This is a genomic window from Halomonas dongshanensis (genome assembly GCF_024790395.1).
GTDB lineage: Bacteria > Pseudomonadota > Gammaproteobacteria > Pseudomonadales > Halomonadaceae > Vreelandella > Vreelandella dongshanensis.
The window spans coordinates 333,472-360,452 of record NZ_JAJISC010000003.1 but is presented as its reverse complement, the minus strand read 5'-3'; the positions used below and the strand labels follow the sequence as shown (position 1 = coordinate 360,452).

Below are 26,981 nucleotides of genomic sequence, written 5' to 3'. Positions count from 1 at the left end.
AGGACTAAAGGTCAATGCCTCAGCCTTAACTGACTAGCATTAGCCCCGGCTGCTCTTTTTGCGTGATTGGTTTTGCATGACTGTTCACGCCTACGAGTGACAAGAGCGCTCAGCGCAGCAGCCAGGAGAGCACCAACAGCAGAAGTAGGATACCGGCCACACCCTGCCAAAAACGCCGCGATTCCCCACGCGGCTCGGCGGCCGCCGGTGTGCGCCCAAGCGGCACGCGCAGCGCATGCTGAAACTCCGACAGGCGACGAAAACGCAGCGCCCGCTGTGGATCCAGCGCACGGCGAAGCGCATCATCGAGCGCAGGCGTTATCTCAGGATTCGTAGTGCGCGCACTGCGGTAGCTCAGCGACTCGAGATCGGTATGGCTGCGCAGGTGATTGGGCGTCAAGGCGTAGGGCAGCGCATCGGTGAGTAGCCAATAGACCGTGGAGGCCAACGCATACTGATCGCTGCGCCGCCCGACGGCGTTGCCCAGCGCATACTCGGGCGCCGTATGCTCGTTGAAACCGATCTGACGCAGCAGCTCGCTGGATTGACGGTAGCCATCCATCTCGCGCAGGTGACAGGCACTGAAATCGGTCAAAAGCACCTGGCCGTGGGGGTCGATGAGCACGTTATCGGGCGTGATCTGCTGATGCAAAACGTCGCGCCGATGCAGCGCCTGTACGGCCTTACCAAGCTGGTTGGCGATATCCAAGCGCTGCACCAGGCTTGCCTGAGGGTGGCGCTTGGCCCACTCACGCAGCGTTTCACCCTCGACGTGCTGCATCAGGTAATAGAGATAGCGCCGTGGGCGTGAAGGCTCCATCACCTTGACCACGAAGGGCGACTTGATCCGCTCGACGACCCATTGCTGAAGCAGAAAGTGTTCGAGATAGGCGTTGCGTAGCGAAAGTTCCGGGCTCGGCGCCTTCAGCACCATTTCACGTTCGTTGCGTACGTCGCGCACGCGGTAGACCCGCGACTGCGCGGTACGCGACAGCACCGCCTGCACTTCGAGGCCGTCGAGCCGGTCCCCCGGCGCAAGTTCGGGCGGTATCGGCAAATCGCCATACAGCTGGCCGGGGCGTTCGAGATCCTCTTCGGGAAGCTCGTCGATGCGTAACAGCTGAAAACAGAACTGCTCACCGCCGTAGCCACGCTCCTGGGCACGCTGCTTGGCTTCGTTTGCCAGCCGCTCGCAGGCAGCGTCCAGGTCGCTTGCGTCCTGGCGGATCAGGCGCACATAGTCCGACGGTAGGAGTGTGCCGCGCACGGCTTGGGTAGTAAAAAGGAAGAGATCGCCCTGCTTGAGGGGCAACTGGGTGTAGTCGATATCGACGCTGCCATCCATCCCCAACGCACGCGACGGGTAGCGATAGCCGCCAAGATCGGTCACATGATCGCGCGTGAGCTGCTCGAACTCGGCGCCGCGTAGGCGAAAGACCAAGGTGTCGCCCATGTGGAACAGGTGCGAATCGCGCCCGCGAAAGACCATGATCGACATCGAGGAGACGAAACTGCCCTCCTTGACGTGCTGGCTTTGGCTATAGCACCAGCTATTGAGCGCACGTAAGACCCGGGTAGCCGAGGTCTTGACCTCCCAATGCTCGGGGGTGGAGTAGTAGTCGGCGAGAAAACCGCGCACGCTCAAATCGCCCGCCTGCTTGGCCATGGTATTGCGCGATAGCGAATCGCTGATGACCGCGCAGCCGCCCTTTACCTTGAGCACCGGCTGCTCGGGTAGCAGCACCGACATCGAGCTTCGATGCTTGCGCCTTTCGGGGGCGACGAAAGCTTGTCCGTAACTGATAAGCAACTGGGCGTGCGCCACGTCATCCTCCTAAAGCGCCGGTATACAGCCAGGCAAGGCTTGTGCGAACCAAACAGATGGCGAACCGAAAATGGATATCGATCCGCCCATGATACACGTCTTGCGGCCCAAGCGATGCCCAGGCGAACACCGATCGCTATTGGTAATCACGCAGTGGTGTTCGTATAATCAGCGGGATATACGTGTTTACATCGATGGCACAGCCACTGCTCTACCAAGGACTCAACGATGAACTTCGACAATATCCCCGCCGGAAAGGACCTGCCGAACGACGTATATGTGGCAATCGAAATTCCTGCCAACCATGCGCCGATCAAGTACGAAATCGACAAGGACATGCAAGCGCTGATGGTCGACCGCTTCATGGCCACGCCGATGTTCTACCCGGCCAACTACGGTTTCATTCCGCACACGCTGGCCGATGACGGGGATCCGCTGGACGCGCTGGTCGTCACGCCCTATCCGGTCGCGCCGGGCAGCATCATCCGCGCGCGCCCCGTAGGCATCCTCAACATGACCGACGAAGCCGGCGAAGACGCCAAGCTCGTCTGTGTGCCCCACGGCAAGCTGACCACGCTGTACGATGACGTCAAGGAAGTCACCGACCTGCCCGAGCTTCTGCGCCAGCAAATCGCCCACTTCTTCGAGAACTACAAAGACCTCGAAAAAGGCAAATGGGTGAAGGTAGAGTCCTGGGACGGCGCCGACGCGGCGCGCAAGGCAATCGAGAAATCGGCAGCGGCCTACCAAAAAGACCAGTAACGGCGAAACCTTGTCCGCTCCTGGTACTCTAAAGGCCACCTTCGGGTGGCCTTCTGCTATCTGCTCGTTCGTCGATGTAAGGATTCCCGCTTGTTTCGTCAGCTGCGCTTTTTACTCTTCACGCTCGCTTTTTTACTTCCGCTAAGCGCTCAGGCGCAGTGGTTCTCCTCGTCTCAGGATGAGTTTCTGCCGGTTTCTGAGGCCTTTGTGCCGAGCGCCTGGCACGATGGCGATAACGTCTACATCGGCGTAGAGGCCACCGAAGGGTATTATCTTTATCGCCACCGCTTCGCCCTCGAAAGCCTCGATGACGGCGTAACGCTTGAGGCGCTTGCGTTGCCCCCCGGTATTAGCACCCACGACGAGTTCATGGGTGACGTCGACGTTTATCGTGATCAAGTGGTGTTCTCGGCCCCCTTGAACGAGACCTATTCGGGCCCGCTGGATGTCGCCCTCACCTTTCAGGGCTGCGCCGATGCTGGGCTTTGCTATCCGCCCGAACGGGTAACGCTCGTAGCCCAAGAGAGCGACGCGCCCGCCGCCTTTGCCAACGCGCCGCATCGTACAGACACCAGTGCCAGCGCCGTTGACACTCCCCGCCAAGAAGCCCCGCTTAGCGCCCCGCAAAGTGCCGATGGCCGCTTTACTCGTCTGCTGCAGGATGCAAGCCTTCCATTGGCGCTGGGTCTATTCTTTCTCGCCGGCCTAGGACTCACCTTCACCCCCTGTGTGCTGCCCATGATGCCGATTCTTTCGTCGATCATCGTGGGCCAAAACCCGACTAAAACACGCGCGTTCGCACTCTCTATGAGCTACGTCTTGGGTATGGCGCTAACCTACGCGGGCGTCGGCGTACTCATGGGCCTGTTCGGTGCCGGGCTCAATCTACAGGCGCACCTGCAGTCGCCGCTGGTGCTAGGAAGCTTTGCCGCACTCTTCATACTACTGGCAACGGCCATGCTCGGCGGCTTCGATCTACGCATGGCGCCCCGCCTGGCCGGACGCATCGAAGCCTTACAGGCGCGCGCCCAGCAGAGCGGCCCGCTGGGCTTGGCCGTGGCGGGGGCGCTATCGGTACTGGTGGTCTCACCCTGCGTGACAGCACCCCTGGCAGGTGCTTTGGTGTTCATTTCCAGCACTGGCGACGCCGCCTTGGGTGCTGCCGTACTCTTTGCCCTGGGGCTAGGCATGGGCGCGCCGCTGCTGTTGGTAGGCACGCTGGGCACCACCCTGCTGCCGCGGACGGGAGCGTGGATGAACGGCGTCAAACTCGCTTTCGGCTTCTTGCTACTGGGCGTCGCCATCTGGATGATCGAACGTCTGGTCGTCGGTCCCGTGGCGCTCCTGCTGTGGGCAGCACTCGCCATAGGCGCAGCGCTCGCCTTGGGCGCGCTAACGCTGAACGCCCCTTCGGGCTGGACGCGCGCGCGCCAGACGCTGGGCATCTTGCTGCTGACCTGGGGCATCGCTATGACGCTCGGCGCTGCCCAAGGCGGCAATGACCCGCTGCGCCCTCTGGCGGCGCTGGGCGGCGGTCATTCGGGCAGTGGCGTAAGCTCCGCCACACAAGCGCCCGACTTCATCATGGTCTCCTCGCTCGATGCGCTTGAGCGCGTCCTGAACGATGAAGAGCGACCGGTCTTTGTGCACTTCACCGCCGAATGGTGCATCGCCTGCAAGCTAATGGAGCGCGACGTTTACCCTGATCCGCGCGTGGCGGTAGCGCTTGAGGACTACGTCACCATCGCCGTCGACGTTACTCGCACCAACGCCGAAAGCCGCGAGCTGCTCGATCACTTCGGCCTCTTCGGCCCGCCAAGCCTTCTGTTCTTCGATAACGGTGAAGAACTGCGCCCGGCAAGGGTTCAGGGCGAACTTTCGGCCGCTGAGCTTGCCGACCATCTCCAAGCCGTCAGCGCGTGGGTCGCACAAGACGAATGACGTAGCGCCTCGGCTTAAGAAAACAGCGTTTTCACAATGCCAGGGCCGTCGCTGGACAATAAACCCGTTTTTGGGCAAACTTCGCCTCCACATTAGCGAAACGTTCTCCTTTTAGGGCTGTCCACGGGTTAACGTTCGTCAACGTGCAGCGTTCTCTTGATTTCATATTCTGGTTTACTGCGCTTTGGCGCCGCCAGATTCGCCGCACGGCATGGACCATTTTCATTCATCTAAAGTACAGGGTTACGTCTCATGGATATTCGCAAGGTCAAGAAGCTCATCGAACTGCTGGAAGAGTCCAACATCAGCGAGATCGAAATTCAGGAAGGCGAAGAGTCCGTCCGTATCAGTCGTCACCCCAACGGTACCGCTTGGCAGCCCCAGCCGATGCCGCAGTACGCCCAGCCTGCCCCCGTACCGACCGCAGCGCCCGTGGCTGCCAGCGAACCCGCAACCGAAAGCGCGAGCTTCCGTGGCGACGCGGTCAACTCGCCGATGGTCGGTACTTTCTACCGCAGCCCGGCGCCGGGCGCTAAGTCGTTCGTCGAAGTGGGCGACACCATCAAGAAAGGCGATACCGTGTGCATCGTCGAAGCGATGAAAATGATGAACCAGATCGAAGCCGACCGTGACGGCGTAGTCGAGGCCATCCTGGTGGAAGACGGCGAGCCGGTCGAGTTCGACCAGCCGATGATCGTTATCGCCTAATCTTTCACATTCAATTCGGGTGGACTCTCCCATGCTGGACAAGGTACTCATTGCAAACCGCGGCGAGATTGCCCTTCGCATTCTGCGCGCCTGTAAAGAGCTGGGCATCAAGACCGTCGCCGTGCACTCCAAAGCCGACCGCGAACTGATGCACGTTCGCCTTGCCGACGAAGCGGTTTGCATCGGCCCGGCCTCCTCGGCCCAGTCCTACTTGAACATCCCCGCGTTGATCAGCGCCGCTGAGGTCACCGACTCTAGCGCGATCCATCCGGGCTACGGCTTTCTTTCCGAGAACGCCAACTTCGCCGAGCAGGTCGAACGTTCGGGCTTCACCTTCATCGGCCCGCGCGCCGACACCATCCGCCTGATGGGCGATAAGGTCAGCGCCATCGAGGCGATGAAGAAAGCGGGCGTTCCCACCGTACCGGGCTCTAACGGCCCGCTGGGCGAAGACGAAGCCGCCAATCTGGCCACGGCCAAGCGCATCGGTTATCCGGTCATCATCAAGGCGGCCGCGGGCGGCGGCGGTCGCGGCATGCGTGTCGTGCACAGCGAAGCGCAGCTTCTTTCCTCCATCACCGTGACCCAAACCGAAGCCCAGGCGGCGTTCGGCGACGGCACGGTTTACATGGAGAAGTTTCTCGAAAAGCCGCGCCACGTCGAAGTCCAAGTGCTTGCCGACGGCCAGGGCAACGCCATTCACCTCTATGATCGCGACTGCTCGCTGCAGCGTCGTCACCAGAAGGTGCTGGAAGAAGCACCGGCCCCCGGTATCGATCCCGAAGCGCGCGCGAACGTCCTCGAAGCCTGTCGTCAGGCCTGTATCGAGATCAACTACCGCGGCGCGGGCACCTTCGAGTTCCTTTATGAAGATGGCCAGTTCTTCTTCATCGAGATGAACACCCGCGTACAGGTCGAGCACCCCGTGACCGAAATGGTCACCGGCGTTGATATCGTCAAAGAGCAGTTGCGTATCGCCTCTGGTCAGCCGCTGTCGATTCGCCAGGAAGACGTCAAGCTCAACGGCCACGCCTTCGAGTGCCGGATCAATGCCGAAGACGCGCGCACCTTCATGCCCTCACCCGGCAAGGTGACGCTGTTCCACGCACCGGGCGGGCTTGGCGTTCGCATGGATTCGCACCTCTACACCGGCTACAGCGTGCCGCCGCACTACGACTCGCTGATCGGCAAGTTGATCACCTGGGGCGCCGACCGCGAGATCGCGCTGACGCGCATGCGCAATGCCCTGGACGAGTTGCTGGTCGAAGGCATCAAGACCAACATCGATCTGCAGAAAGACTTGGTACGCGATACCGCCTTCCGCCAGGGTGGGGTCAACATCCACTATCTGGAGAAGAAGCTTAGCGCCCAGTAATGGAGCTCAGCGGTAAGCTTCAGCGGTGAGATGATGCGACGTGGGATGGCTTGGCCGCCCCACGTCGTTTTGCGTTTCGGCCAATAAGGCCTGCTCAATCACTGCCTTCTTCTACGCTTTCGTACTTACGCGTTCATACTTCTACGCTTTCTTTTTTACGTTTCACTATTACAAGGAGCACGCCGTCATGCCGTGGCTTCAACTCAAAGCACACGTCGCCCCCGACCAGGCCGAGCTACTCGAAGAGCTGCTCGTGGACGAGGGTGCGACCGCCATCGGCCTGCAAGACGCTCAGGACGACCCGGTGTTCGAGCCCGAACGCGGCACGACGCCACTGTGGCAGGACACCATTCTCACCGGGCTCTATGACGATCTCGAAGGCATCGATGCCATGCTCGCGCGTATCGAGGCCGCCTGGGCCGAACGCGTGCCCGGCGAAGCGTGCCCCACCATCGAATACGAGCTGCTGGCCGATCGCGACTGGGAGCGCGAGTGGATGGACGATTTCCACCCCTTGCAGATGGGCGAGCGGCTCTGGATCGTGCCTAGCTGGCATACGCCGCCCCACGCCGAAGCGGTCAACCTGATCCTCGACCCCGGCCTTGCCTTTGGTACCGGCACTCACCCCACCACAGCGCTCTGCCTCGAATGGCTCGATGGCTTGGCGGTGGCCGGTGAACTCGAAGGCAAGCAGGTACTGGACGTAGGCTGCGGCTCCGGCATTCTCGCCATTGCCGCGCTCAAGCTTGGTGCCACGCACGCCGACGGCACCGATATCGACCCCCAGGCGCTTCAAGCAAGCCGTGACAACGCCGAGCGCAACGCCATTGCCGCCGAGGCCTTCGATCTCTACTATCCCGAGCAGCTCGCGCCTAACACCTACCCGGTGGTCATCGCCAACATTCTGGCCGGGCCGCTGACCGAGCTTGCCCCGACGATTGCCGGGCACGTGGCATCGCAAGGGCGCTTGGCGCTTTCGGGCATTCTCGCCAACCAGGCCGATGAGGTCCTCGACGCCTACCGCGCCGAGGGTCTTAGCATGGATGAACCCGTGATACGCGAAGGCTGGGTACGCCTGACCGGCAAGCGCCCCTAAGCCAATAGCGAGAAGAGGTCAGCGGAACGACCGTAGACGTAAAACGCCGTTAAAAAGCGAATTAGCGCGCTGTCAACCTTCACCCCTTTGGCGAGTAGGCGTATCATACGCTCCCTCGAACGCCCTACTCGCCGTTTCACACCGATCGTACGACCGATACTGCTATGACCCATGCCGTACTTCCCGCCCCCGCCGTGGGCCCTTATCGTCTGAGCAATCCCGTCATTCTGGCGCCGATGGCGGGCGTGACCGACCGTCCGTTTCGCCAGCTATGCCGACGGCTCGGCGCGGGCTGGGTGGTGGGCGAGATGGTCACCGCCGACCCGAGCCTATGGCACACGCGCAAGTCCCAGCTGCGTATGGACCATACCGGGGAGCCAGGCCCGCGCGTGGTGCAAATCGCCGGTGGCGACGCCGAGATGCTGGCCCAGGCGGCGCGGTTGAACGTCGAGCTCGGTGCCGAAGTCATCGATATCAACATGGGCTGCCCGGCGAAGAAGGTGTGTAACAAAGCGGCGGGCTCGGCACTGCTGCGCGACGAACCCTTGGTCAACGAGATTCTTACCACCGTGGTTGCCGCCGTCGACGTTCCCGTGACGCTCAAAATCCGCACCGGCTGGTGCGCCGATAGCAACAACGGCCTGCGCGTGGCGAAGATGGCCGAAGCGGCCGGCATTCAGGCGCTAGCGGTTCACGGTCGCCACCGCCAGCAGCGCTATACCGGCAACGCCGAGTACGACACCATTGCCGAGATCAAGTCGCGCATCGGCATTCCGGTGTTTGCCAATGGCGATATCGATTCGCCCGAAAAGGCCGCCTGGGTGCTAGGCTATACGGGTGCCGATGCGGTCATGGTCGGGCGCGGCGCCCAGGGCAATCCATGGATTTTCCAACAGATTCGCCACTACCTTGCCGAAGGCCAGACGCTGGCGCCACCGAGCTTCGCTGAGCGCCGCGCGGTTCTCGGCGAGCATTTGGCTGCGCTGCACGCATTTTATGGCCAGACCATGGGCGTACGTATTGCCCGCAAGCACGTAGGCTGGCATATAGAGAGTGACGCACGCTTTACTGCCGAGCAGCAGCGTGCGCTAAAACAACAATTCAATGCGCTGACGTCACCCGCGGAACAGTTCGAATGGATTGATCGCGCCATCTCCCCCGACGCTCAAGCGCCCTTGTTCGCTAAAGGAAGCAATGCTGCATGACCGAACGCGATCTGCTGACTCAAGATGTGTGGATGCAAATGCCCTCTGCGGCCGAATCGGTCGCGTCGACGCCGCCACCACAGCCGCTGCGTGAAGCGGTCGAGGCGGCCATGCGCCGCTACTTCGAGCATCTCGATGGTGGGCAGGCCTCCGACCTGTACGCCATGGTGATGGCCGAAGTGGAAGCGCCCCTGCTTGCCTGTGTCATGGAACACACCGACGGCAACCAGACGCGCGCTGCCGACGTGCTGGGTCTCAACCGTGGCACGTTGCGCAAAAAACTCAAGCAGTACGGACTTCTCGAAGGTGACGCCCCATGACATGGGGCGTTGTTTTTTCTCATCGATGCACATGAGCACTACAATGGCCGATAGCCCCGTCACCCCCGTTCGCCGCGCCCTTCTGAGCGTTTCCGATAAAACCGGCATCACCGAGTTCGCCAGTGAACTCGCCGACCTAGGCGTAGAGCTTCTCTCCACCGGCGGCACTTTCCGCCTGCTTCAGGAAAGCGACATCCCGGTCACGGAGGTCTCCGCGCACACCGGTTTCCCCGAGATCATGGATGGCCGGGTCAAGACCCTGCATCCCAAGATCCACGGCGGCATTCTCGCGCGTCGCGGTCAGGACGATGCGGTCATGGCCGAAAATGACATCGACCCCATCGATATGGTCGTGGTCAACCTCTACCCCTTCGCCGCGACCGTTGCCAAGCCAGGCTGTACGCTCATCGATGCCATCGAGAACATCGACATCGGCGGCCCGACCATGGTCCGCGCCTGCGCCAAGAACCACGCGCACACCACCATCGTTGTCGATGCCGGTGACTACTCTCGCGTCATCGACGAGATGAAGACCTACCGCGGTATCGTAAGCCACGCCACGCGCTTCGATCTGGCGGTCAAGGCCTTCGAGCACACCGCCAAGTACGATGGCGCCATCGCCGACTACCTGGGCCGCAAAGTGCGCGACGAAGATGCCCGCTTCCCGCGCACCTTCAACCTACAGTTGAGCAAGCGTCAGGACATGCGCTACGGCGAAAACCCGCACCAGCAGGCAGCGTTCTACGTCGACCCGGAAGCAACCTCCCCGAGTGTCGCGACCGCCGAGATGCTGCAGGGTAAGCCGCTCTCCTACAACAACGTCGCCGACACCGACGCCGCCTTCGAATGCGTCAAAGCCTTCGATGAAACCGCCTGCGTGATCGTCAAACACGCCAACCCCTGCGGCGTGGCAGTGGGCGCCAGCGCGCTCGAAGCTTACGACAAAGCCTTCGCCACCGACCCCACCAGCGCCTTTGGCGGCATCATCGCCTTCAACGTGATGCTCGACGCCGAGACCGCTCGCGCGATCATCGATCGTCAATTCGTCGAGGTCATCATTGCCCCTGGAGTCGATGACGAAGCGCGCGCCATCGTGGCCGAAAAGCAGAACGTTCGCCTGCTCGACGTCAGCGCTTATTGGCCCGGCACGCCCGAAACGGCGCTGGACTACAAACGCGTCAACGGCGGGCTTTTGGTGCAAGAACGCGATGACGGCATGGTGGGCCCGAACGATCTGACCGTGGTCAGCGAGCGAGCGCCCACCGAGCAGGAGCTACGCGATCTGGGCTTTGCCTGGCGCGTGGCCAAGTTCGTCAAGTCCAATGCCATCGTTTACGCCAAAGCGGGTCAGACCGTTGGCGTGGGCGCCGGACAAATGAGCCGGGTCTACTCGGCCAAGATCGCGGGCATCAAGGCCGCCGACGAGGGTCTCTCGGTGCCAGGCTCGGTCATGGCCTCGGATGCCTTCTTCCCCTTCCGCGACGGTATCGATGCAGCGGCCGCAGCGGGTATCACCGCAGTGATCCAGCCGGGCGGCTCGATGCGCGACCAAGAGGTGATCGACGCGGCCAATGAAGCGGGCATTGCCATGGTCTTCACCGGCATGCGCCACTTCCGTCACTGATCGAGGTTTTGATCGCAGCGTCAGCGCACTAACAAGAAGGTCGACAGATGCCGACCTTCTTCGTTGATAGCCTGGTTGATGCCCTAGCCCAAATCGATACACAGGTATTTGGTTTCGAGGAACTCATCGAGCCCCTGGTGGCCACCCTCGCGGCCAAGACCGGATGCCTTGACCCCGCCAAAGGGCGCTGCGGCGTTGGAGATTAGGCCGGTATTGATTCCCACCATGCCGTACTCCAGCGCTTCCGACACCCGCCATACGCGCGCCATATCACGCGAGTAAAAGTACGAGGCAAGTCCATACTGGGTGTCGTTGGCCATTTCGATGGCCGTTTCTTCGTCGTCGAAGGGGAAAACGGCCGCCAACGGCCCGAAGGTCTCCTCGTGGGCCACTTTCATCTCGGCGCTGGCAAAGCCAATCAGCGTTGGGGTAAAGAAGTTACCACCCAGCGGGTGCGGATGCCCCCCAAGCAGAAGCTCGGCGCCTTTATCGACGGCGTCCTGAACGTGCTCGCTGACCTTCTTGACGCCATCTTCATCGATCAGCGGACCGATGTTGACGTTGTCTTCAACGCCGTTACCCACGTTCAGCTCGCTATTCATCGCCGCCGCCAGCTTCTCACAGAAGGCGTTGATGATACTGGTCTGAACCAAGAAGCGGTTGGTGCAAATACAGGTTTGCCCGGCGTTGCGGAACTTGGCCGCCATGGCGCCTTCGACGGCCGCGTCGAGATCGGCGTCTTCAAATACGATGAAGGGGGCGTTGCCACCCAGTTCGAGCGAGATTTTTTGCACGTGCTCGGCCGCTTGCGCCATCAGCTGACGGCCCACTTCAGTGGAGCCGGTGAAGGTGATCTTGCGCACCTTGGGCGAGGTAGTCAGCGCCTTGGCAATCTCGCTGGCGCTGCCGGGTACCACGTTGAACACGCCCCGGGGTATACCGGCGCGCTCGGCAAGATAGGCAAGTGCGGTGGCCGAAAGCGGCGTTTGGCTTGCGGGCTTGACCACGATGGTGCAGCCCGCCGCCAGCGCAGCGCCTACCTTGCGGGTGATCATCGCTGCGGGAAAGTTCCACGGCGTAATGGCGCCCACTACGCCAACAGGCTGCTTGGTGACGACGATGCGCTGATTGGATTTGGCAGCCGGAATGGTTTCGCCGTAGATGCGCCGCCCCTCTTCGGCGAACCAGCGCAGGAAACTGGCGGCGTAGGTAATCTCCCCCTGCGCCTCTTTGAGCGGCTTGCCCTGCTCAAGCGTCATCAGCTGCGCCAAATCCTCTTGGTGCTCGAGCATAAGGTCGTACCACTTGAGCAAGAGATCGGCGCGCTCCTGCGCCGTTTGGGCGCGCCAGGCAGGCAGCGCCGCATCGGCCGCATCGATGGCTCTAAGCGTCTCCGCCTTGCCCAAACGCGGCACATCGCCGATTTTCTCGCCGGTGGCCGGGTTGACGACGTCGATCTGAGCACCACTATCGGCGGCGACCCAGCTGCCATCGATGTAGGCAAAGGGGCAGTAAAGCTGTGTTTCGCTAAGAATTTCGTTGAGCGCTTCCATGACAAACTCCTGACGCGGTGGTCGTCCAAGGCAGGTAAAATCGTCTTCATGCTAAGACGAAAATGCCGAATTGACCAAGTTTGCCGGAAGCGCGCGGGCGTGTTATTGCGTGACCAGGGTCAAAAACTCCTGACGCGTGGTCGGCTTGGAGCGGAAATCACCCAGCATCACCGAGGACGTCATGCTCGAGTTCTGTTTCTCAACGCCGCGCATCATCATGCACAGATGGCGCGCCTCGATCACGACCGCAACGCCACGTGCTCCGGTCACTTCGAGCACCGCATCGGCGATCTCGCGCGTAAGGTTCTCCTGGATCTGCATGCGCCTCGCGTACATATCGACGATGCGGGCAAATTTGGAAAGCCCGAGCACCTTGCCGCTGGGCATATAGGCAATATGGCACTTGCCGATGAAGGGTAAAAGATGGTGCTCGCACATAGAGTAGAGCTCGATGTTCTTGACCAGCACCATCTCATCGGCGTCGGACTCGAACACCGCGCCATTGACCAGGTCTTCCAGCGACTGCTGGTAGCCTGCGGTAAGGAACTGCATGGCCTTGGCCGCGCGTTTGGGCGTATCGACGAGCCCTTCGCGCTCCGCATCCTCACCGAGGGCAGTGATAATCTGGCGGTAGTACTGGGCGATGTCATCGGTCATGGTCGAGCCTCATAACGAACTGCTTATGCGTGGGGTACATAGCCCCAGGTTTTCAAGGCCCGCTATCTTACCGTAATTCACCCGCCGGGGGCAGATGGGCCAGGCCTTAGGGCCCCGCCAACCAGCGCGGCTCCTCGAGCTGCAATACCTGACTTTCTAGCTGGCGGATGTGGGCGTCCCAATAGTGCTGGTCAGCGACCCAGGGAAAGGCCTGAGGGAAAGCTGGGTCGTCCCAGCGCGAGATCAGCCAGGCGCTATGACGCACCAGGCGATAGGCGCGCAACGGCTCAATCAGCGCCAGCTCCTCAAAAGGAAAAGCGCGGCTCTCTTCGTAGCCTTCCGAGACTTCGCTAAGCTGCGCCTGCCAGCTCTGCTGATCGCTAGTGGGTAGCAGCATCCATACGTCTTGAATGGCCGGGGCCATGAGGCAGTCGTCAAAATCCACCAGTGTGAAGGCGTCTTCCCGACCCAGCACGTTACCCAAGTGGCAGTCGCCATGACAGCGAATCAACGTAGGCTTATATCGCGCCAGCGTATCGGCAATACGGTGCACCACACTGCGATAGGCTCGTGCCTGCTGCGCGCTCATACGCCCGCTTGCCAATACCCGCTCGCCTGCCTCGCGCACGCCTGCTTCTAACGCAAGTGTGGGGCGATGCTGAAAATGCTCGCGCGCGGATACCGCGTGCAGCCGTCCAAGTAACTGCCCCAAGGCAAACAAGTGGTCGGGCTGGTCGAGCTCGGGCGCCTGACCTGGAATGAAGGGAAAGAGCGCGAAACGAAATTCCTGATACCGATGCAACGACTGCGCCGCATCGTCGCGCCAGGGCGCGGCCACGGGAATGTCCTCTGCGGCCAGCTCCTGAAGAAAATCGTGCTCTTCTTGAATGAGCGCATCCGACCAGCGGTCGGGCCGGTAGAACTTGGCGACCCAGCGCTGCCCCTGCTCGTCGCGTAGCATGAAGACGCGATTCTCGTAGCTATTGAGGGCAAAGGGCTCACCGGTCGGCCAGATATCCTTGGACTCCAAGGCCGACATGAGACGGTCGGGCGAAAGGTCTTGAAAAGGGTGCGACATGGTGGACTCCCGACGAACAGTAGCCGCCATTCTACCAAGTCAACGGTCGATGTCTTTACCCGGTGTACGCGCTGCCGCCCATACGTCGACCTGCTTTGCTCCCGCCGCGAGCGCTGCCTCGGCTAGAGCATGGGCCGTCGCCCCTGTGGTCAGCACGTCATCGACGATGGCAACGTGCGCAGGCAGGGGCGTATCGAAGGCGAAAGCGCCTTTGAGATTGGTCAAGCGTTCCTTGCGCGACAGCGAGTGTTGCAGCTTCCCCTGGCGCAAACGCTTACTCCGCATCACCGGCACTTGCCATTTACTCCCCAGTTTACGCGCCAACCACTCGGCCTGATTGAAGCCGCGCTCCTTGGCTCGCACAGGGCTCGCGGGCACGGGCACCAAGGCATCGGGCAGCACTTCAGGGGGCGTATACCCCATCAGCTCCGCTAACAAATGACCCGCCCGCGCAGAGGCGTGAAACTTGAAATCGTGGATCAGCAAAGAGACCGGCGGTGCATAAACCAATCCGGCATAGACACGCTCGAAAGCAGGTGGCGCCAACTGACAGTGGCTACAGTACGTGGTTAGCGTGAGGGGCTCGGCGCAGCCGTGACACCCTTGGAAGTTCCACGGTAAATCGGTAAAGCATGCGTTACACCAGGGCAGCCCTGGCGCGGCAGGCAAGTGGCAAAAAGCGCAGTAGCCCGGCATGGCCTCGCGCACCCAGGCAGACAGCCGCGTAAGATATCCGCTACGCAATATGGCCACACCTAATTGACTTATCCAACAAACTCCGTATCATACGCACCTGTCCTGCGGATGTGGTGGAATTGGTAGACACGCTAGATTTAGGTTCTAGTGCCGTAAGGTGTGGGAGTTCGAGTCTCCCCATCCGCACCAATTAAGCGTTGTTTTTCAGTTAGTTAGAAATAGTAAAATAGTAAAATCACGCATAGGATGGTCAGTTTCTAAAGTTTTCTAATCAGTATCTACCGGCACCCAAGAGGTGCTTTTTTTGTATCTTAAAAACGCATCAGACGCCACTTCCCTAAGCCCTCCTCTTGCTTTCGCGTCAGCGATCACTCCCCCAACGTTCAGCGTCCATCTATTTCTTGACGCGCAAAAAAAGCGCTCCGAAGAGCGCTTTTTATACTTACTGAGGCCACCTTGGCTTGCCATCGTTCATCCTGAACGAGAATTCCTTTTCTCTGCAGCTTCCTGCCGCCGACAACTTCATACTACCTCAGGTATAACACCTGCACAAGTATTGGGAGGCAAAAAGTTGTACTGGTAAAATCGCACCGTTGCGCTATTTTAGGGCTACTTTTTACAGCAACTTGCTGGCAACGCATTCTTCAAGGATCGAACGTATGCATATGACGTCATGGAAGACGCCGTGTATGAGCGCGGTGGTCTCTTTACTCTGGCCGAAGCGGGCTACTCATGTCCAAGCAATCGCCCGCGACTGCGATACCTTGGCGCTCGATGACTACTATCAAGCGGCAAAGGCGCTTGGCATCAGCCAGCGCAGAGCGGAAGTAATACTGAACCAGACCCACCACCGGGCGCGAAAAACGCCAAGCCTGACCTTTAGCGACGTGATTTTTCGGGCTTACTGTACTCTTCACCTGCACCCCGCACCTTAAACCTACTGCTGCCCTGCTCATGACAACACTTACTTTTCCTAGGCCGCCAAAAGTTGTACAGCATGGCGGCCAATGCACAGGCAAGCGCCGGCATGAGCACATCGAGAACCGAGTCGAGCGTCCAGGCCCGCCACACACCTTCGAACAATCCTACCGGCAGCGTCTCGCCCCACTCCCAACCGCGCTGAATGCCCAGCTTGTACTCATGCTGGGCAATTTCACGCCCAAGGAAAATCGCCACGGCGATGGCCCCTGCCGACCACGGGCGAGTAAAGAGCAGTAATGCGAACTGAACGAGCAATGCGATGACGACGTGTTCGAGGTGACTTAGGTTCATGGGGCTCTCCTACATTAAGCTCATCTCACTTCAGGCAGGGCCTAGACCATGGGGGCAGTCTAGGGTTCGCCGCTCATCGGGGCTATTTTATCGACCCTGTTTCATTCGCTCTTTCATCTCACTCGTTCTATCTCGGCCTACACTTTACCTACCCCCTCATATAAAGGAGCGCTACATGGAAAAGGCCGTCATCGATGCCATTCGCCGTAAGGAGCAACTACCAAAAAGCATGAGCGATAGCGAGATCGCCAAGGAGTATAAAGGCACTTACACCGCTGCGCGCGCTGCCGTGAGCCTTGAACACGAACCGTTGGACGAAACTCTCAATAAGGCTATGCGCAAGGTATTGCCGTTCATGAATGGCAAAAAGAAGAAATGAAGGTGCTGCAGCTAGGCGATGGCAAGATAGCGCTTTAGCTGCTACCGTCAGCTCCTTGCAAATTGGCGAGCCTGCCTCCATCTATCGTCAATACGTCGCTATCGGAGCTAGAACATGCCCCTTTTGGTCATCATTTCACTTTTTACTCTGCTCGATTTCGTTGTGCTCTTTTCCATTGGCGGCCGCATCGGTCTGCTCAACACTCTGCTGCTCGTCATCGGAACCGGTATGGTGGGGCTTCACCTCATTCGTCGTGAAGGCGCCTCTACCCTGGCTCAAGCGCGGCGCCGTTTGGCGGCAGGCGAGCTTCCTTCAAGCGAGCTCTTCACCGGAGCTACCCTCATCTTTGGCGGCGCACTACTACTCGCGCCAGGTTTTCTCTCTGATGCCCTGGGGCTTGCCTGCCTGCTCCCTAGCGCCCGTCAATTGCTTCTCAAAGCGGCAACGGCGCTGGGCCTTCGCGCTCGCGTAGGCGCCTACTCCTCTACGGTAGGAGCTGGTGCCAACCCAGGCGATGACTGGGCCCAAGCAGATGCCTTTAGCGAGCAAAGACGCAGGCGAGAAGAACACACCGCCAAAGCCCAGCCTGGTGAACCCATCGAAGGCGACTTCATTAGCCGTGAAGACACCTCCAAGCAGCGTCGATGACGCAGGCGAATCGGCAGATTGGAAAGTGCATTTTTTTCATCCCTACCCCTTGAAAGGTGATTGCCAGCCCCCACTTTTCTCGCAGCATACAGGTTCGGTCGCGCGGCGTTGGCTACGCGGCCATAAACAGAGAAGGCATAATGCCTTCGCTTCCCGCGGGTCCCCCTCGGGAAATCACTTTGGCTAACTGCCCCCTCGGGGCTTTGACGATACTCAGGAGAAAGTAAGCATGAATATCCGTCCTTTGCACGATCGCGTCGTCGTACGTCGCGTAGAAGAAGAACAGAAAACGGCTGGCGGCATCGTGCTTCCGGGTAATGCCCAGGAAAAACCCACTCGCGGTGAGATCCTGGCCGTGGGCAACGGTCGCATTCTCGAAAGCGGCGACGTTCGTCCGCTGGACGTGAAAGTGGGTGACACTGTGATCTTCAAAGACGGCTTCGGCGTCGAGAAACAGAAGATCGATGGTCAGGAAGTCCTGATCATGAGCGAAGCCGACATCCTGGCCGTCGTCGAAGGCTAATTCGCCTCGGCGTACTAGTTTCCCTCCATTAATCGTTTAGGAAGTAACGAACATGGCAGCTAAGCAAGTTAAGTTCTCCGATGATGCTCGCAAACGTATGGCGCGTGGCGTCGACATTCTCGCCAACGCCGTAAAAGCGACCCTTGGCCCGAAAGGCCGTAACGTCGTTCTCGACAAATCCTTTGGCGCACCGACCGTCACCAAAGACGGTGTTTCCGTAGCCAAAGAGATCGAGCTGAAAGACAAGTTCGAAAACATGGGCGCCCAGATGGTCAAGGAAGTAGCTTCCAAGACGTCTGACGCTGCTGGCGACGGTACTACCACCGCCACCGTTCTGGCCCAAGCCATCGTTGCCGAAGGCCTGAAAGGCGTCACCGCCGGCATGAACCCGATGGATCTGAAGCGTGGTATCGACCAAGCCGTTGCCGCTGCCGTTAAAGAGATCCAAGCAATGTCCGTGCCCTGCACCGACACCAAGTCCATCGCTCAGGTAGGTACCATTTCTGCCAACGGCGACAAGCGCATCGGTGAAATCATCGCCGAAGCAATGGAAAAAGTCGGTAAAGAAGGCGTCATCACCGTCGACGAAGGCCGTGGTTTCGAAGACGAACTGGAAGTGGTCGAAGGCATGCAGTTCGATCGCGGCTACCTCTCGCCCTATTTCGTCACCAACCAAGACACCATGGCGGTTGAACTGGAAGATCCTTACCTACTGCTGGTAGACAAGAAGATCTCCAACATCCGCGAACTGCTGCCGGTACTGGAAGCCGTTGCCAAGCAAGGCAAGCCGCTTGCCATCATCGCCGAAGACATCGAAGGCGAAGCGCTGGCCACGCTGGTCGTAAACAACATGCGCGGCATCGTCAAGGTAGCCGCTGCCAAGGCACCGGGCTTCGGCGACCGCCGTAAAGCCATGCTGCAGGACATCGCGATCCTGACCAACGGCACCGTCATCTCTGAAGAAGTGGGCCTGACGCTCGAGCAGACTAACCTGGATCACCTGGGTACTGCCAAGCGCATCACCATGTCTAAAGAGAACACCACCATCATCGATGGTGCCGGTGCTGAAAACGACATCGAAGCGCGCGTTAACCAGATCCGCACGCAGATCGAAGAGACCTCGTCCGACTACGACAAGGAAAAACTGCAAGAGCGCGTTGCCAAACTGGCAGGCGGTGTTGCCGTTATCCGCGTCGGCGCTGCGACCGAAGTGGAAATGAAAGAGAAGAAGGCACGCGTCGAAGATGCGCTGCACTCTACTCGCGCTGCCGTCGAAGAGGGCGTGGTACCTGGCGGCGGTACCGCTCTGGTTCGCGTCATGGCCAAAGTCAGCGGCCTGACCGGCGACAACGAAGACCAGAACCACGGTATCAACATGGCGCTGCGTGCCATGCAGTCACCGCTGCGTCAGATCGTGACCAACGCCGGTGAAGAAGCTGCCGTCGTCATCAACCGCGTCAAAGACGGCGAAGGCAACTTCGGCTACAACGCGCAAACCGGTGAGTTCGGCGATCTGTTCGAAATGGGCGTTCTTGACCCGGCCAAAGTTACGCGTACTGCGCTTCAGTCTGCAGGCTCCGTCGCTGGCCTCATGATCACCACCGAGTGCATGATTGCCGACGATCCTGAAGAGAAAGACGCTGCTCCGGATATGGGTGGCATGGGCGGAATGGGTGGCATGGGCGGCATGATGTAAGCCCAGGCACCAACGCCTAGACTGCTCGACAGTCGATCCTGGAACCCCGCGCTAAGCGGGGTTCTTTTTTGTCGCCAACGACTCACTCCTACCTGCCCTTCACGCCTCATCCGACGCGGCACATGCTAACATCGCCCCTGGTTTTCGCCTTACCGTTCATTATCTTCAATCGGGTCGTGACTGTCGTGCTCTCCAATATTCGTATCGTTCTCGTGCAAACCTTCCATCCTGGCAACATTGGCGCAGCAGCGCGGGCAATGAAGACCATGGGGCTGGATGAGCTGGTACTGGTCAATCCCCGCGCCTTTCCCGATGAAGAGGCAACACGCCTCGCGGCCGGTGCGACCGATGTGATCGAGGGCGCACGCGTGGTGGCGAGCCTCGATGAAGCCGTACGCGACTGCGTGCAGGTAGTGGGTGCTAGCGCTCGTCTGCGCAGTATGCCGCTGCCGCACTTCGATGAGCCCGATGAGATGGCCAAGCAAGTGATAAGCCTTGCTGCCAGTTCCCCCGTGGCCTTGGTTTTCGGGCGTGAGCGCTCGGGGCTGACCAACGAAGAGATTCGCTGCTGCACCCATCAGGTCAGCATTCCCGCCAACCCGGACTACGGTATTCTCAATCTCTCCCAAGCGGTACAGATACTCGCTTACGAGGTGCACCGCGCTTGGCGCCAGGGCGAGCAGAGCGGCTTTGTCTATCAAACCCCTAGCGAGGCGCTACCGCCCACGCGCGAACAGTTTCTGCACTTTCAGGCGCACCTAAGCCGCCTAATGCACGACAGCGGCTTTCTCACCCAGCCCCATGCCCGCACCGAAGAACAGCTACAGGCGCTTTTCGCGCGCGCTCAACCGAGCCGTAAAGAGCTCTCGCTTCTTCGTGGACTTCTTAGCGCTTTCGAAGAACATTTGCCCAAGAAGTAATTAGTTTTAAAAACAAAAAAGAGCAGCCGAAGCTGCTCTTTTGGGTTCAGGCGCTAGGGGCCCCCTATAGCCCGCGCTTAGAAGCGGTAGGTAACACCGGCACCAACGGTGACCGGCTCCATATCTACCTGGCCGTAGGGCTGCCCGTTGGAGTTGATATCGGCTTTGACGTCAGCGTAGCTCACGTAACCGTTAAGCATGACGTTCTCGGTCACCGCCAAGTCGACACCCGCCTGCCCGATCACACCGTAGCTGTTTTCAATCTCGGTCGGAACGGTAGTGTCCTCACCTGAGAAACGCGTATAGTTCAGACCCAGGCCAACGTAGGGCTGAACGCGCGACTCGAGGCCACCCAGCGGGTAGTAGTTGACCAGCAGGTTGATCGGCAAACGATCGACGCTGCCGATGTCACCGGCACCTGCCGTGTTGAGCTGGTGCTCGAACTTCTCGGAGCTGTTCAACTCGACGCCCATCTTGTCGGTGAACAGGTAGCCCAGACCAAAGGTGAAGCCGTTCTCGCTTTGCACGTTCAGGGAATCGCCCTGAGCATTGCCGTTGCCAGAGCCGGTATCGGTTTGGGCGAAGCCACCGCGCACGAAGTAGTCACCAGCTTGGTATGCCATGGCAGCCTGGCTTGCGAGGGCAACACTGGCAGTCATCACGGCGGCAGAAATGAGTTTTAGCTTAGTCATTAGGGTCATCCTCTTGTGCATTGATCAGTCGTTTTGATCGTTCTGCCAAACGCGCCTTACGGCGTTGGGTGCACGTTTTTATCGTACGTTTTCGCTTGGCAACTTATGCTAGGCACCCAATTACCTATACAATATAGGCTAATCGAACAGTGTTTCCAAATTATTTGTGAAAGTTATCATCAACTATTTTTCATCATGCGATGTATCGATGATGAATTTCAGGCATAAAAAAAAGTCCCCCGAAGGGGACCCAGGTGGAGCACGCCAGCTCACTTTGTGTATCGCCCGCGATAGCGATGTGCGGTGCGATGTAGGTAGTGAAGGGATTCAAGCCGTTGTGAATGTTCATCTACCCGCTTGCCAATATATAAGCGATCTGCGTGCCAAATAATTAAAAAACCATTAAAAACAAAAAATTAAAATACATAAGTATGAACAACACGTTTGCCTTCACGAAAGCGCTAGGCGCTCCTGCACCACCAGTGATCAAAATTTGACGAATTGCGCCATTTTTGCCCGCCATCCAAAGGATTAGGGTGACGATGCCATGGCCACGTCACGTGCCTAGTCTGCAAGGGCGCCACCACAGCAAACTTGGTTGCGCCCTCCCCGCTTAGCGCGATAAAGCGCTTCGTCGGCGAGCACGACCAGAGTATCGCCGTTGGCATCTGGAGCTTCTTCACTACACACCATGCCTGCCGATAGGGTGACGCCAAACTCGGTCGTATCGTGGCGAAAGCGCAGCTGGGCAAAGTGCTGGCGCAGCGTTTCCAGGCGCTGGTAAGCAGCCTCTGCTGGACAGTGCGGCATGACCACCAGAAACTCCTCGCCGCCGTAGCGCCCCATGACGTCGGTTTGGCGCAGGCGTTGGCGCAGCAGCGTGGCCATTGATGCGATGACCACATCCCCCGTCGCGTGGCCGTAGCTATCGTTGACACCCTTGAAATGATCGATATCGACCATGGCAATACTCACCGGGTAGCCCGCTCGCCGGGCGCGGTTGATCTCGCTCGTGGCCGCACTTTTGATGCTCGCGTGCTTGAGCAGCCCCGTGAGGCTATCTTTGTTGAGCAGATCCGACAGCGCCCGAGCGCGGGAAACACGCGCTTTGACTGCCGCAATGAGCTTGGCGGCGGTGATGGGCTTGGTGAGAAAATCGTCGGCGCCGCGGCTCAAGGCATCCACCTGCTTGTCGAGATCGGTTTCGGCGGAGAGAAAGACGATGGGCAAGCTGCTCCATTCATCGAATTGGCGGATGACAGCGGCCAGGTCCGGCCCATCGTAATGGGGCATGTGCACGTCCATCAGTAAGAGCTCGGGGCGAAAGCTGCGTACCTCTTCGATGATGGTTTCCGGCGAGGCCAACACCTGCACTTCCATGCCTTCCGATTCGAGAATGATTTGGCAGTATTCGGCCAGCTCGGTGTCGTCATCGATGACCAGCACCCGCGCCGGGGCCGCCGTACGTTCGCGCAGTAGCTGCTCCAAGCGGCTTACCAGGTGCGGAATGTTCAGCGGCTTGAGGAAGTACCCCTGCGCGTTGAGCTGGGCCGCGCGCACGCGCGCCTCGAAACTATCCTGATCGCTAATAAAGATCAGCGGAGAGCCCCCTTGGGCCAGCGCGGTCGCCCCTATAGCGCCATCAGCGTCGTTTTCTGCCATGGCATCGACCAGCAAAACGTCGGGCTGACGCTCGGCGGCCTCCGCGTCGGCGATATTGACAAAACGCCGCACGCTATAGCTGAAGTTGGCCAGCTGAGCGGCGATCTTCTCGCCCAAGGCTTGGTCGGGTTCGATTAGCCATATACTGGTCGCCCTCGTGCCCTCGTCTCCGGAGGCGTGAGACCAGCCGGCTTTAGGCTCGTCACGAACACTAGGTGCCTGTTCGAGCAAAGCGTGTTCGCTCTGCCCACCGCCCTCGCACATCAACGCTTCCAGCGCATCGCTCAGCCGTGCCGTATCAGCAGACGTAAGCGCTGCTCTCTTCTCCAAGCTGTCCTGAAGCAGTGTTTCGAGCGCTTTCGCCAGTTGGCTTACGTTTGGCAAACCAAAAGTGCCCGCCGCACCGGCTACGCGGTGAAGACGCTGATGCGCCTGGAGCAGGCGCTTGCGGTCATCGAAGGCTGGCGGCGTTAAAAGAAGCGACTGGATACCACCGAGTTCGGCGGCGAGCTGGCGAGCGTAATCATGACGCATGGCCGCCAAGCGCTGCTCGAAAACGTCCTGCGGGTTACTCATTGCGTGCTTTCCCATATCCGAGTGACTTGACTGGACAGCGTCATGGGATCGAAGGGCTTGGGAATCACGCAGCTGGCCCCCAGTGCGACTAGCTGCTCGATCTCTTGCGGCTGTGCCTTGGCGGTCATGAACGCCACCGGCACGTGGGCAAGCTCAGGTAGTTCGCGCAATCCTTTTAGCGTACTGGGCCCGTCCATTCCCGGCATCATGACGTCTAGCAAAATCAGCTGAGGATCAAACGCCACCGCTTCAGCTAGCGCCTGCTCGCCCGAGGCGCAGACTTTGACGCTAAAGCCGCCGACGACCTCCAGCGCTAACTTGGCAACGGCTTGAATATCCGAGTCATCTTCTACATAGAGAATGCGCTGTAGGCTCATTGCGTTTCCATCGTGTCGTGAGCGAATCAAGAAGTGAATGAGGCGCGCTGCTCGAGCGTGAGTAACAACTGCTCAGGGGTAATACGCGATTTCATCAGCACCGACTCGACTTTCGTTTGCTCCTCGCCCCCCACCGGATAGCCTGAAAGAATCACGACTTGTGCCTGGGGTTCGCGCGTGCGAATTTCGTCGAGCAGGCTCCAGCCCAAACCATCGGGCAGGCGGATGTCGAGTAACACCGTAGTATACCGCGCTTGGCGTAGGCAGGCTTTGGCTTGGGTTAAACTGCCCGCATGATCGACATCGGCGTAGGCGGAAAGCATCGTCCGAATCACCTGGTGCAAGTCACCATCGTCCTCCACATGGAGTACCCGTGGGCGTGTCTGTGTCGAGACCTGACGCTCTTCGAGCGCCTGGGTAATTGCGCTCAAAAGTGGCTGCTCGGCCACTGGTTTCATCAGCCAGATGACATCGTCCACGCACTCCTGCAAACGCACTTCGCCATCGACCACGCGACCGCTGATCACGACGAGTGCCACCTCGCGCTCATCGAGCTTTTCGCGCAGGCATCGAATCAGCTCGAAGCCACTCATGTCGGGCAAGCCAATATCCACGGTAACGGCGCCGTAGCGTTGGCGCTCGATGCACTCAAGCGCCGTGGCGCCATCGCTTGCCACATCGACGATATAGCCCGCCTGGGTCATCATCGCGCCGAGTACGCCACACACATCGGCATCGTCATCGACCACGAGCACGTGATCGCGGGCATCGTTTGGGCGTACGCTGGGCGGCACTTGGCCGGGCATGGGCACGATAGGAAAGCTCACCCAGAACCGACTTCCTTTGCCCTCCTCGCTCTCAAACCCAATCTCCCCGTTCATGTGGCGCACCAGCTCGCGGGTGATGGCAAGCCCCAGCCCTGTGCCACCTTTGGCGCGCGAATCAGAGCCATCTACTTGGGAAAAACGGTCGAAGATGCGCGCCTTGAACGCCTCGGGAATGCCGCTGCCACAATCGCGTACGGCGATGACCACGTGATCGTTCTCCTGCGTCACTTCGATGGCAACCTCGCTCTCCTCGGGTGAGAACTTAACCGCATTGGAGAGCAGGTTCGCCATCACCTGCTGAAAACGTTGGGCATCGAGCACGACCTCGAACTCGGGATGCGGATTAGTCAGCACTAAATTGACGTTGCGCTCGGCGCGGTAGAGCTGGTTCTCGCTGATCGAGGCTTCGAGCAGCGGCGCTAAGCGCTGCCGCTGCATATCGAATACCAGACGTCCCACGGCGATCTTTTCGATATCCAATAGATCGTTGATCAAGTGCGTCAACCGCAGGCTGTTCTTGTGCGCGATACCCACCATGTGCTGCACGGTCTCAGGCACCTTACCCAGCACCCCGCCCGAAATCATGCCAAGCGCCCCGCTGATCGACGTAAGCGGCGTGCGCAACTCATGGCTCACCGTTGAAATGAACTCCCGCTTCATCGTGTCGATCCGTTTGGATTCGCGAATGTCCTCGGCGATGCCAACGTAGCCACTAACCTCGCCTGTGGGTGCATGAATACTCGATACCATCACCTTCACCGGCACCTGTTCACCATTGCACCTAACGTAGTGCCACTCACGTGCCTCGGGTCGCGTTACCACGCTCTCATTGGTGAACATCTCGATGATCTCGACCGGACGGCGCAGTTGGGCTTCGAGCTCGGCTTGGCGACGATTTAGCTCAACGGGATCGTGAAGTAGTTCGGCTACCTGTTGCCCTATCGCCTGCTCCGCCGTATATCCCAGCATGTTTTCAGCACCGCGATTGAATAGCGTAATACGCCCTTCGAGATCAGAGGCGATAATGGCGAAGTCGGTGGCGCCATCCAGCACCGAGGTGAGTAGGTTATTGCTACTCGCCAATGCCTGGGTGCGTTGGCGCACCTGATCTTCCAGGCTTGCCTGCGTACGACGCAGCGCATTGAAAGTGCCGCTCAAATCTAGGCTCATCCGCTCGAGTAAGCTCGCTAGCTGCTGAAACTCCACCACACGACTCGTTGGTAGCACGAGCGGTTCGCCACTGGCGATCTGCTGATTGATGCGCTCACCCACGCGGCCCAGCTCACGCAGCGGCCGCGTCATCAGGCGGCTCAACCCAATCGCCGTCAAAATACCCAGTACCAACACCCCAGCGAGCATCAAAAGTAGTGTCGTCCGGTGTGCTTCCATCTCCTGCACTGAAGAAGCGGCCGACATTTCGACTCGCAATTGCCCGCCTGCCGCACCGCTGCCAAGCGCGGTCTCCATAAGATAGCGACTCGCCAGCCAGCGCTCGCTAGCACTGTCGATATGATTGGGCACGAGCAGCGCCGTTCGCTCGTTAAGTACATGCCGCTGCGTATCACCACTCGATGAAAGGCTTTCAAGCTCACCCAGTTGCGCTACGACGTTACCCTGGGCATCGAGTACGGCATAACTCACATCGTCTCTAGATACACTCGAAAGCGCCTCCAAAGGCTGCCCACCCTCGATATAATCGGCCATTTGGCGGCTATAGAGCGTCAGCCGCTCCTGGATTAACTCTTGCTGGCCCCGACTCATCGAATGGCTGTCGTAGAGTACCGGCGGGATACCGGCCAGCAAGGTGACCGACAAGAGCGCGCAAAAAAGTAGATGGCGAAGCGAAAGCAACGAATCGACGGCGGGCAGGAATTTAGGCTTCATCAATCCCACCACGATGAGCACGCCGGTTGCGATTACGGCACAGAGAATGCCGTTGATCGCCTGCTTGAGGTACACCAGTTGGGTAAGCTCCCAGCTCCACGCTTTAATACTGGGAAGCAATAGGAAGTCCAGCGGTGGGGCAATGAATAGCCAGTAAAGCAAGCTGGCAATGATCAGGTTCTTGACCCGGTAGTGAAACAGCCACGCCACTACGCTCGCTTCAAGGAGGTAGACCAAAACGGTGACCTCATTGTCCCAAATGAGATAGGTGTAGAGGCTCGTGATAGCACCCACGCCAAGCGCAGGCCAAAACCCGAGCCACACGACTGCCAACAGCACCGCTACGGAGCCGAACACGAAATAGACGTTGAACAGGATCGACACCTGCACCATGTTGCCGAGGATACCTAGCCCAGCAAGAACGCTGAAAAGTAGGAGCCGTGGCCGCGCGATGTTAACGAGTAGCTTCATGGTTCAAGACGCCTGATCGGTATAGAGGACGCGAGCCCATAAGACCCTGTAAATGCGGCCTAGCAAGGCAGTAAAGCACGCCGTTAGTGTGAAGACGTGTGCGAAGACATCACTGACAGTGTAGCGAGAAAACTACCAGTAAAATGTTCAAGATGAGGATGAAACAGGCTGATAACGCGAAGATGACACACTGCGCCTCTTACGCTGGAAGGAA

General features: G+C 59.3%; 23 protein-coding genes and 1 tRNA gene. 14 read left to right on the top strand and 10 right to left on the bottom strand.

The genetic code is table 11. The annotated features are described in order from the left end of the window. Positions 1-109 precede the first annotated feature (109 nt). The gene (locus LLY24_RS08395; protein WP_259035834.1) at positions 110-1,825 is read right to left on the bottom strand and encodes a bifunctional protein-serine/threonine kinase/phosphatase; all 1,716 of its coding nucleotides are present in this window, start codon (positions 1,823-1,825) and stop codon (positions 110-112) included. Positions 1,826-2,053: 228 nt separating this feature from the next. Between LLY24_RS08395 and ppa the strand changes: the two genes are divergently transcribed. The 8 genes from ppa (at position 2,054) to purH (ending at position 10,856) form a co-directional block, all read left to right on the top strand. Further along, complete coding sequence (gene ppa, locus LLY24_RS08390) at positions 2,054-2,587, top strand: inorganic diphosphatase (RefSeq protein WP_259035833.1); 534 nt, start codon at positions 2,054-2,056, stop codon at positions 2,585-2,587. A gap of 90 nt (positions 2,588-2,677) precedes the next feature. Further along, complete coding sequence (dsbD, locus tag LLY24_RS08385) at positions 2,678-4,528, top strand: protein-disulfide reductase DsbD (RefSeq protein WP_259035832.1); 1,851 nt, start codon at positions 2,678-2,680, stop codon at positions 4,526-4,528. 252 nt (positions 4,529-4,780) lie between these two features. After that, positions 4,781-5,236, top strand: coding sequence for an acetyl-CoA carboxylase biotin carboxyl carrier protein (accB, locus tag LLY24_RS08380; RefSeq protein ID WP_259035831.1), 456 nt, complete (start codon positions 4,781-4,783; stop codon positions 5,234-5,236). Between the two features lie 31 nt (positions 5,237-5,267). Further along, positions 5,268-6,611 (top strand): acetyl-CoA carboxylase biotin carboxylase subunit, encoded by a 1,344-nt coding sequence (gene accC, locus LLY24_RS08375; RefSeq protein ID WP_259035830.1) that lies wholly within the window; start codon positions 5,268-5,270, stop codon positions 6,609-6,611. 187 nt (positions 6,612-6,798) lie between these two features. Beyond that, positions 6,799-7,707, top strand: a complete 909-nt coding sequence (gene prmA, locus LLY24_RS08370; protein ID WP_259035829.1) for a 50S ribosomal protein L11 methyltransferase — start codon at positions 6,799-6,801, stop codon at positions 7,705-7,707. Positions 7,708-7,871: 164 nt separating this feature from the next. Further along, positions 7,872-8,912 carry a tRNA dihydrouridine synthase DusB gene (dusB, locus tag LLY24_RS08365; RefSeq protein WP_259035828.1) on the top strand — a complete coding sequence of 347 codons (1,041 nt, stop codon included), beginning with the start codon at positions 7,872-7,874 and terminating at the stop codon, positions 8,910-8,912. Then, a complete protein-coding gene (gene fis, locus LLY24_RS08360) occupies positions 8,909-9,232 on the top strand; it encodes a DNA-binding transcriptional regulator Fis (RefSeq protein WP_259035827.1) in 324 nt (107 codons plus the stop codon). The genes dusB and fis overlap by 4 nt, the downstream gene beginning before the upstream one ends. A gap of 43 nt (positions 9,233-9,275) precedes the next feature. Further along, positions 9,276-10,856: a bifunctional phosphoribosylaminoimidazolecarboxamide formyltransferase/IMP cyclohydrolase gene (gene purH, locus LLY24_RS08355; protein WP_259035826.1), complete on the top strand. Its 1,581-nt coding sequence runs from the start codon at positions 9,276-9,278 to the stop codon at positions 10,854-10,856. An 83-nt stretch (positions 10,857-10,939) separates the two neighbouring features. On the opposite strand, the gene LLY24_RS08350 is transcribed toward purH, so the two are convergent. The 4 genes from LLY24_RS08350 to LLY24_RS08335 all read right to left on the bottom strand — a co-directional run bounded on the left by LLY24_RS08350 (position 10,940) and on the right by LLY24_RS08335 (position 14,888). Further along, complete coding sequence (locus tag LLY24_RS08350) at positions 10,940-12,409, bottom strand: NAD-dependent succinate-semialdehyde dehydrogenase (protein WP_259035825.1); 1,470 nt, start codon at positions 12,407-12,409, stop codon at positions 10,940-10,942. Between the two features lie 102 nt (positions 12,410-12,511). Then, positions 12,512-13,066 (bottom strand): GTP cyclohydrolase I FolE, encoded by a 555-nt coding sequence (gene folE, locus LLY24_RS08345; protein WP_259035824.1) that lies wholly within the window; start codon positions 13,064-13,066, stop codon positions 12,512-12,514. A gap of 106 nt (positions 13,067-13,172) precedes the next feature. Continuing rightward, positions 13,173-14,144, bottom strand: a complete 972-nt coding sequence (locus LLY24_RS08340; protein ID WP_259035823.1) for a serine/threonine protein kinase — start codon at positions 14,142-14,144, stop codon at positions 13,173-13,175. Positions 14,145-14,183: 39 nt separating this feature from the next. Further along, positions 14,184-14,888, bottom strand: coding sequence for a ComF family protein (locus LLY24_RS08335; protein WP_259035822.1), 705 nt, complete (start codon positions 14,886-14,888; stop codon positions 14,184-14,186). Between the two features lie 56 nt (positions 14,889-14,944). On the opposite strand from LLY24_RS08335, the gene LLY24_RS08330 reads away from it, so the two are divergent. Continuing rightward, positions 14,945-15,029: transfer RNA gene (locus tag LLY24_RS08330), tRNA-Leu, on the top strand. 690 nt (positions 15,030-15,719) lie between these two features. Here the strand turns inward: LLY24_RS08330 and LLY24_RS08325 are convergent. After that, entirely contained in the window at positions 15,720-16,112 is a 393-nt protein-coding gene (locus tag LLY24_RS08325) for a hypothetical protein (RefSeq protein ID WP_259035821.1), read from the bottom strand. 175 nt (positions 16,113-16,287) lie between these two features. Between LLY24_RS08325 and LLY24_RS08320 the strand changes: the two genes are divergently transcribed. From LLY24_RS08320 to LLY24_RS08300, 5 genes are all read left to right on the top strand, one after another. Then, the gene (locus LLY24_RS08320; RefSeq protein WP_259035820.1) at positions 16,288-16,491 is read left to right on the top strand and encodes a hypothetical protein; all 204 of its coding nucleotides are present in this window, start codon (positions 16,288-16,290) and stop codon (positions 16,489-16,491) included. A 114-nt stretch (positions 16,492-16,605) separates the two neighbouring features. Next, on the top strand, positions 16,606-17,139 hold the full coding sequence (locus LLY24_RS08315) for an FxsA family protein (protein WP_259035819.1): 534 nt from the start codon (positions 16,606-16,608) through the stop codon (positions 17,137-17,139). Positions 17,140-17,368: 229 nt separating this feature from the next. After that, entirely contained in the window at positions 17,369-17,662 is a 294-nt protein-coding gene (locus tag LLY24_RS08310; protein ID WP_259035818.1) for a co-chaperone GroES, read from the top strand. A gap of 52 nt (positions 17,663-17,714) precedes the next feature. Continuing rightward, the gene (gene groL, locus LLY24_RS08305) at positions 17,715-19,358 is read left to right on the top strand and encodes a chaperonin GroEL (protein WP_259035817.1); all 1,644 of its coding nucleotides are present in this window, start codon (positions 17,715-17,717) and stop codon (positions 19,356-19,358) included. 185 nt (positions 19,359-19,543) lie between these two features. Further along, complete coding sequence (locus LLY24_RS08300) at positions 19,544-20,278, top strand: RNA methyltransferase (protein ID WP_259035970.1); 735 nt, start codon at positions 19,544-19,546, stop codon at positions 20,276-20,278. Between the two features lie 77 nt (positions 20,279-20,355). On the opposite strand, the gene LLY24_RS08295 is transcribed toward LLY24_RS08300, so the two are convergent. The 4 genes from LLY24_RS08295 to LLY24_RS08280 all read right to left on the bottom strand — a co-directional run bounded on the left by LLY24_RS08295 (position 20,356) and on the right by LLY24_RS08280 (position 26,767). After that, positions 20,356-20,970 (bottom strand): OmpW/AlkL family protein, encoded by a 615-nt coding sequence (locus LLY24_RS08295; RefSeq protein ID WP_259035816.1) that lies wholly within the window; start codon positions 20,968-20,970, stop codon positions 20,356-20,358. Between the two features lie 564 nt (positions 20,971-21,534). After that, positions 21,535-23,208 carry a diguanylate cyclase gene (locus LLY24_RS08290; RefSeq protein ID WP_259035815.1) on the bottom strand — a complete coding sequence of 558 codons (1,674 nt, stop codon included), beginning with the start codon at positions 23,206-23,208 and terminating at the stop codon, positions 21,535-21,537. Further along, positions 23,205-23,585, bottom strand: coding sequence for a response regulator (locus LLY24_RS08285; protein WP_259035814.1), 381 nt, complete (start codon positions 23,583-23,585; stop codon positions 23,205-23,207). The genes LLY24_RS08290 and LLY24_RS08285 overlap by 4 nt, the downstream gene beginning before the upstream one ends. 26 nt (positions 23,586-23,611) lie before the next feature. Continuing rightward, the gene (locus LLY24_RS08280) at positions 23,612-26,767 is read right to left on the bottom strand and encodes an ATP-binding protein (protein ID WP_259035813.1); all 3,156 of its coding nucleotides are present in this window, start codon (positions 26,765-26,767) and stop codon (positions 23,612-23,614) included. Between the last annotated feature and the right edge of the window lie 214 nt (positions 26,768-26,981).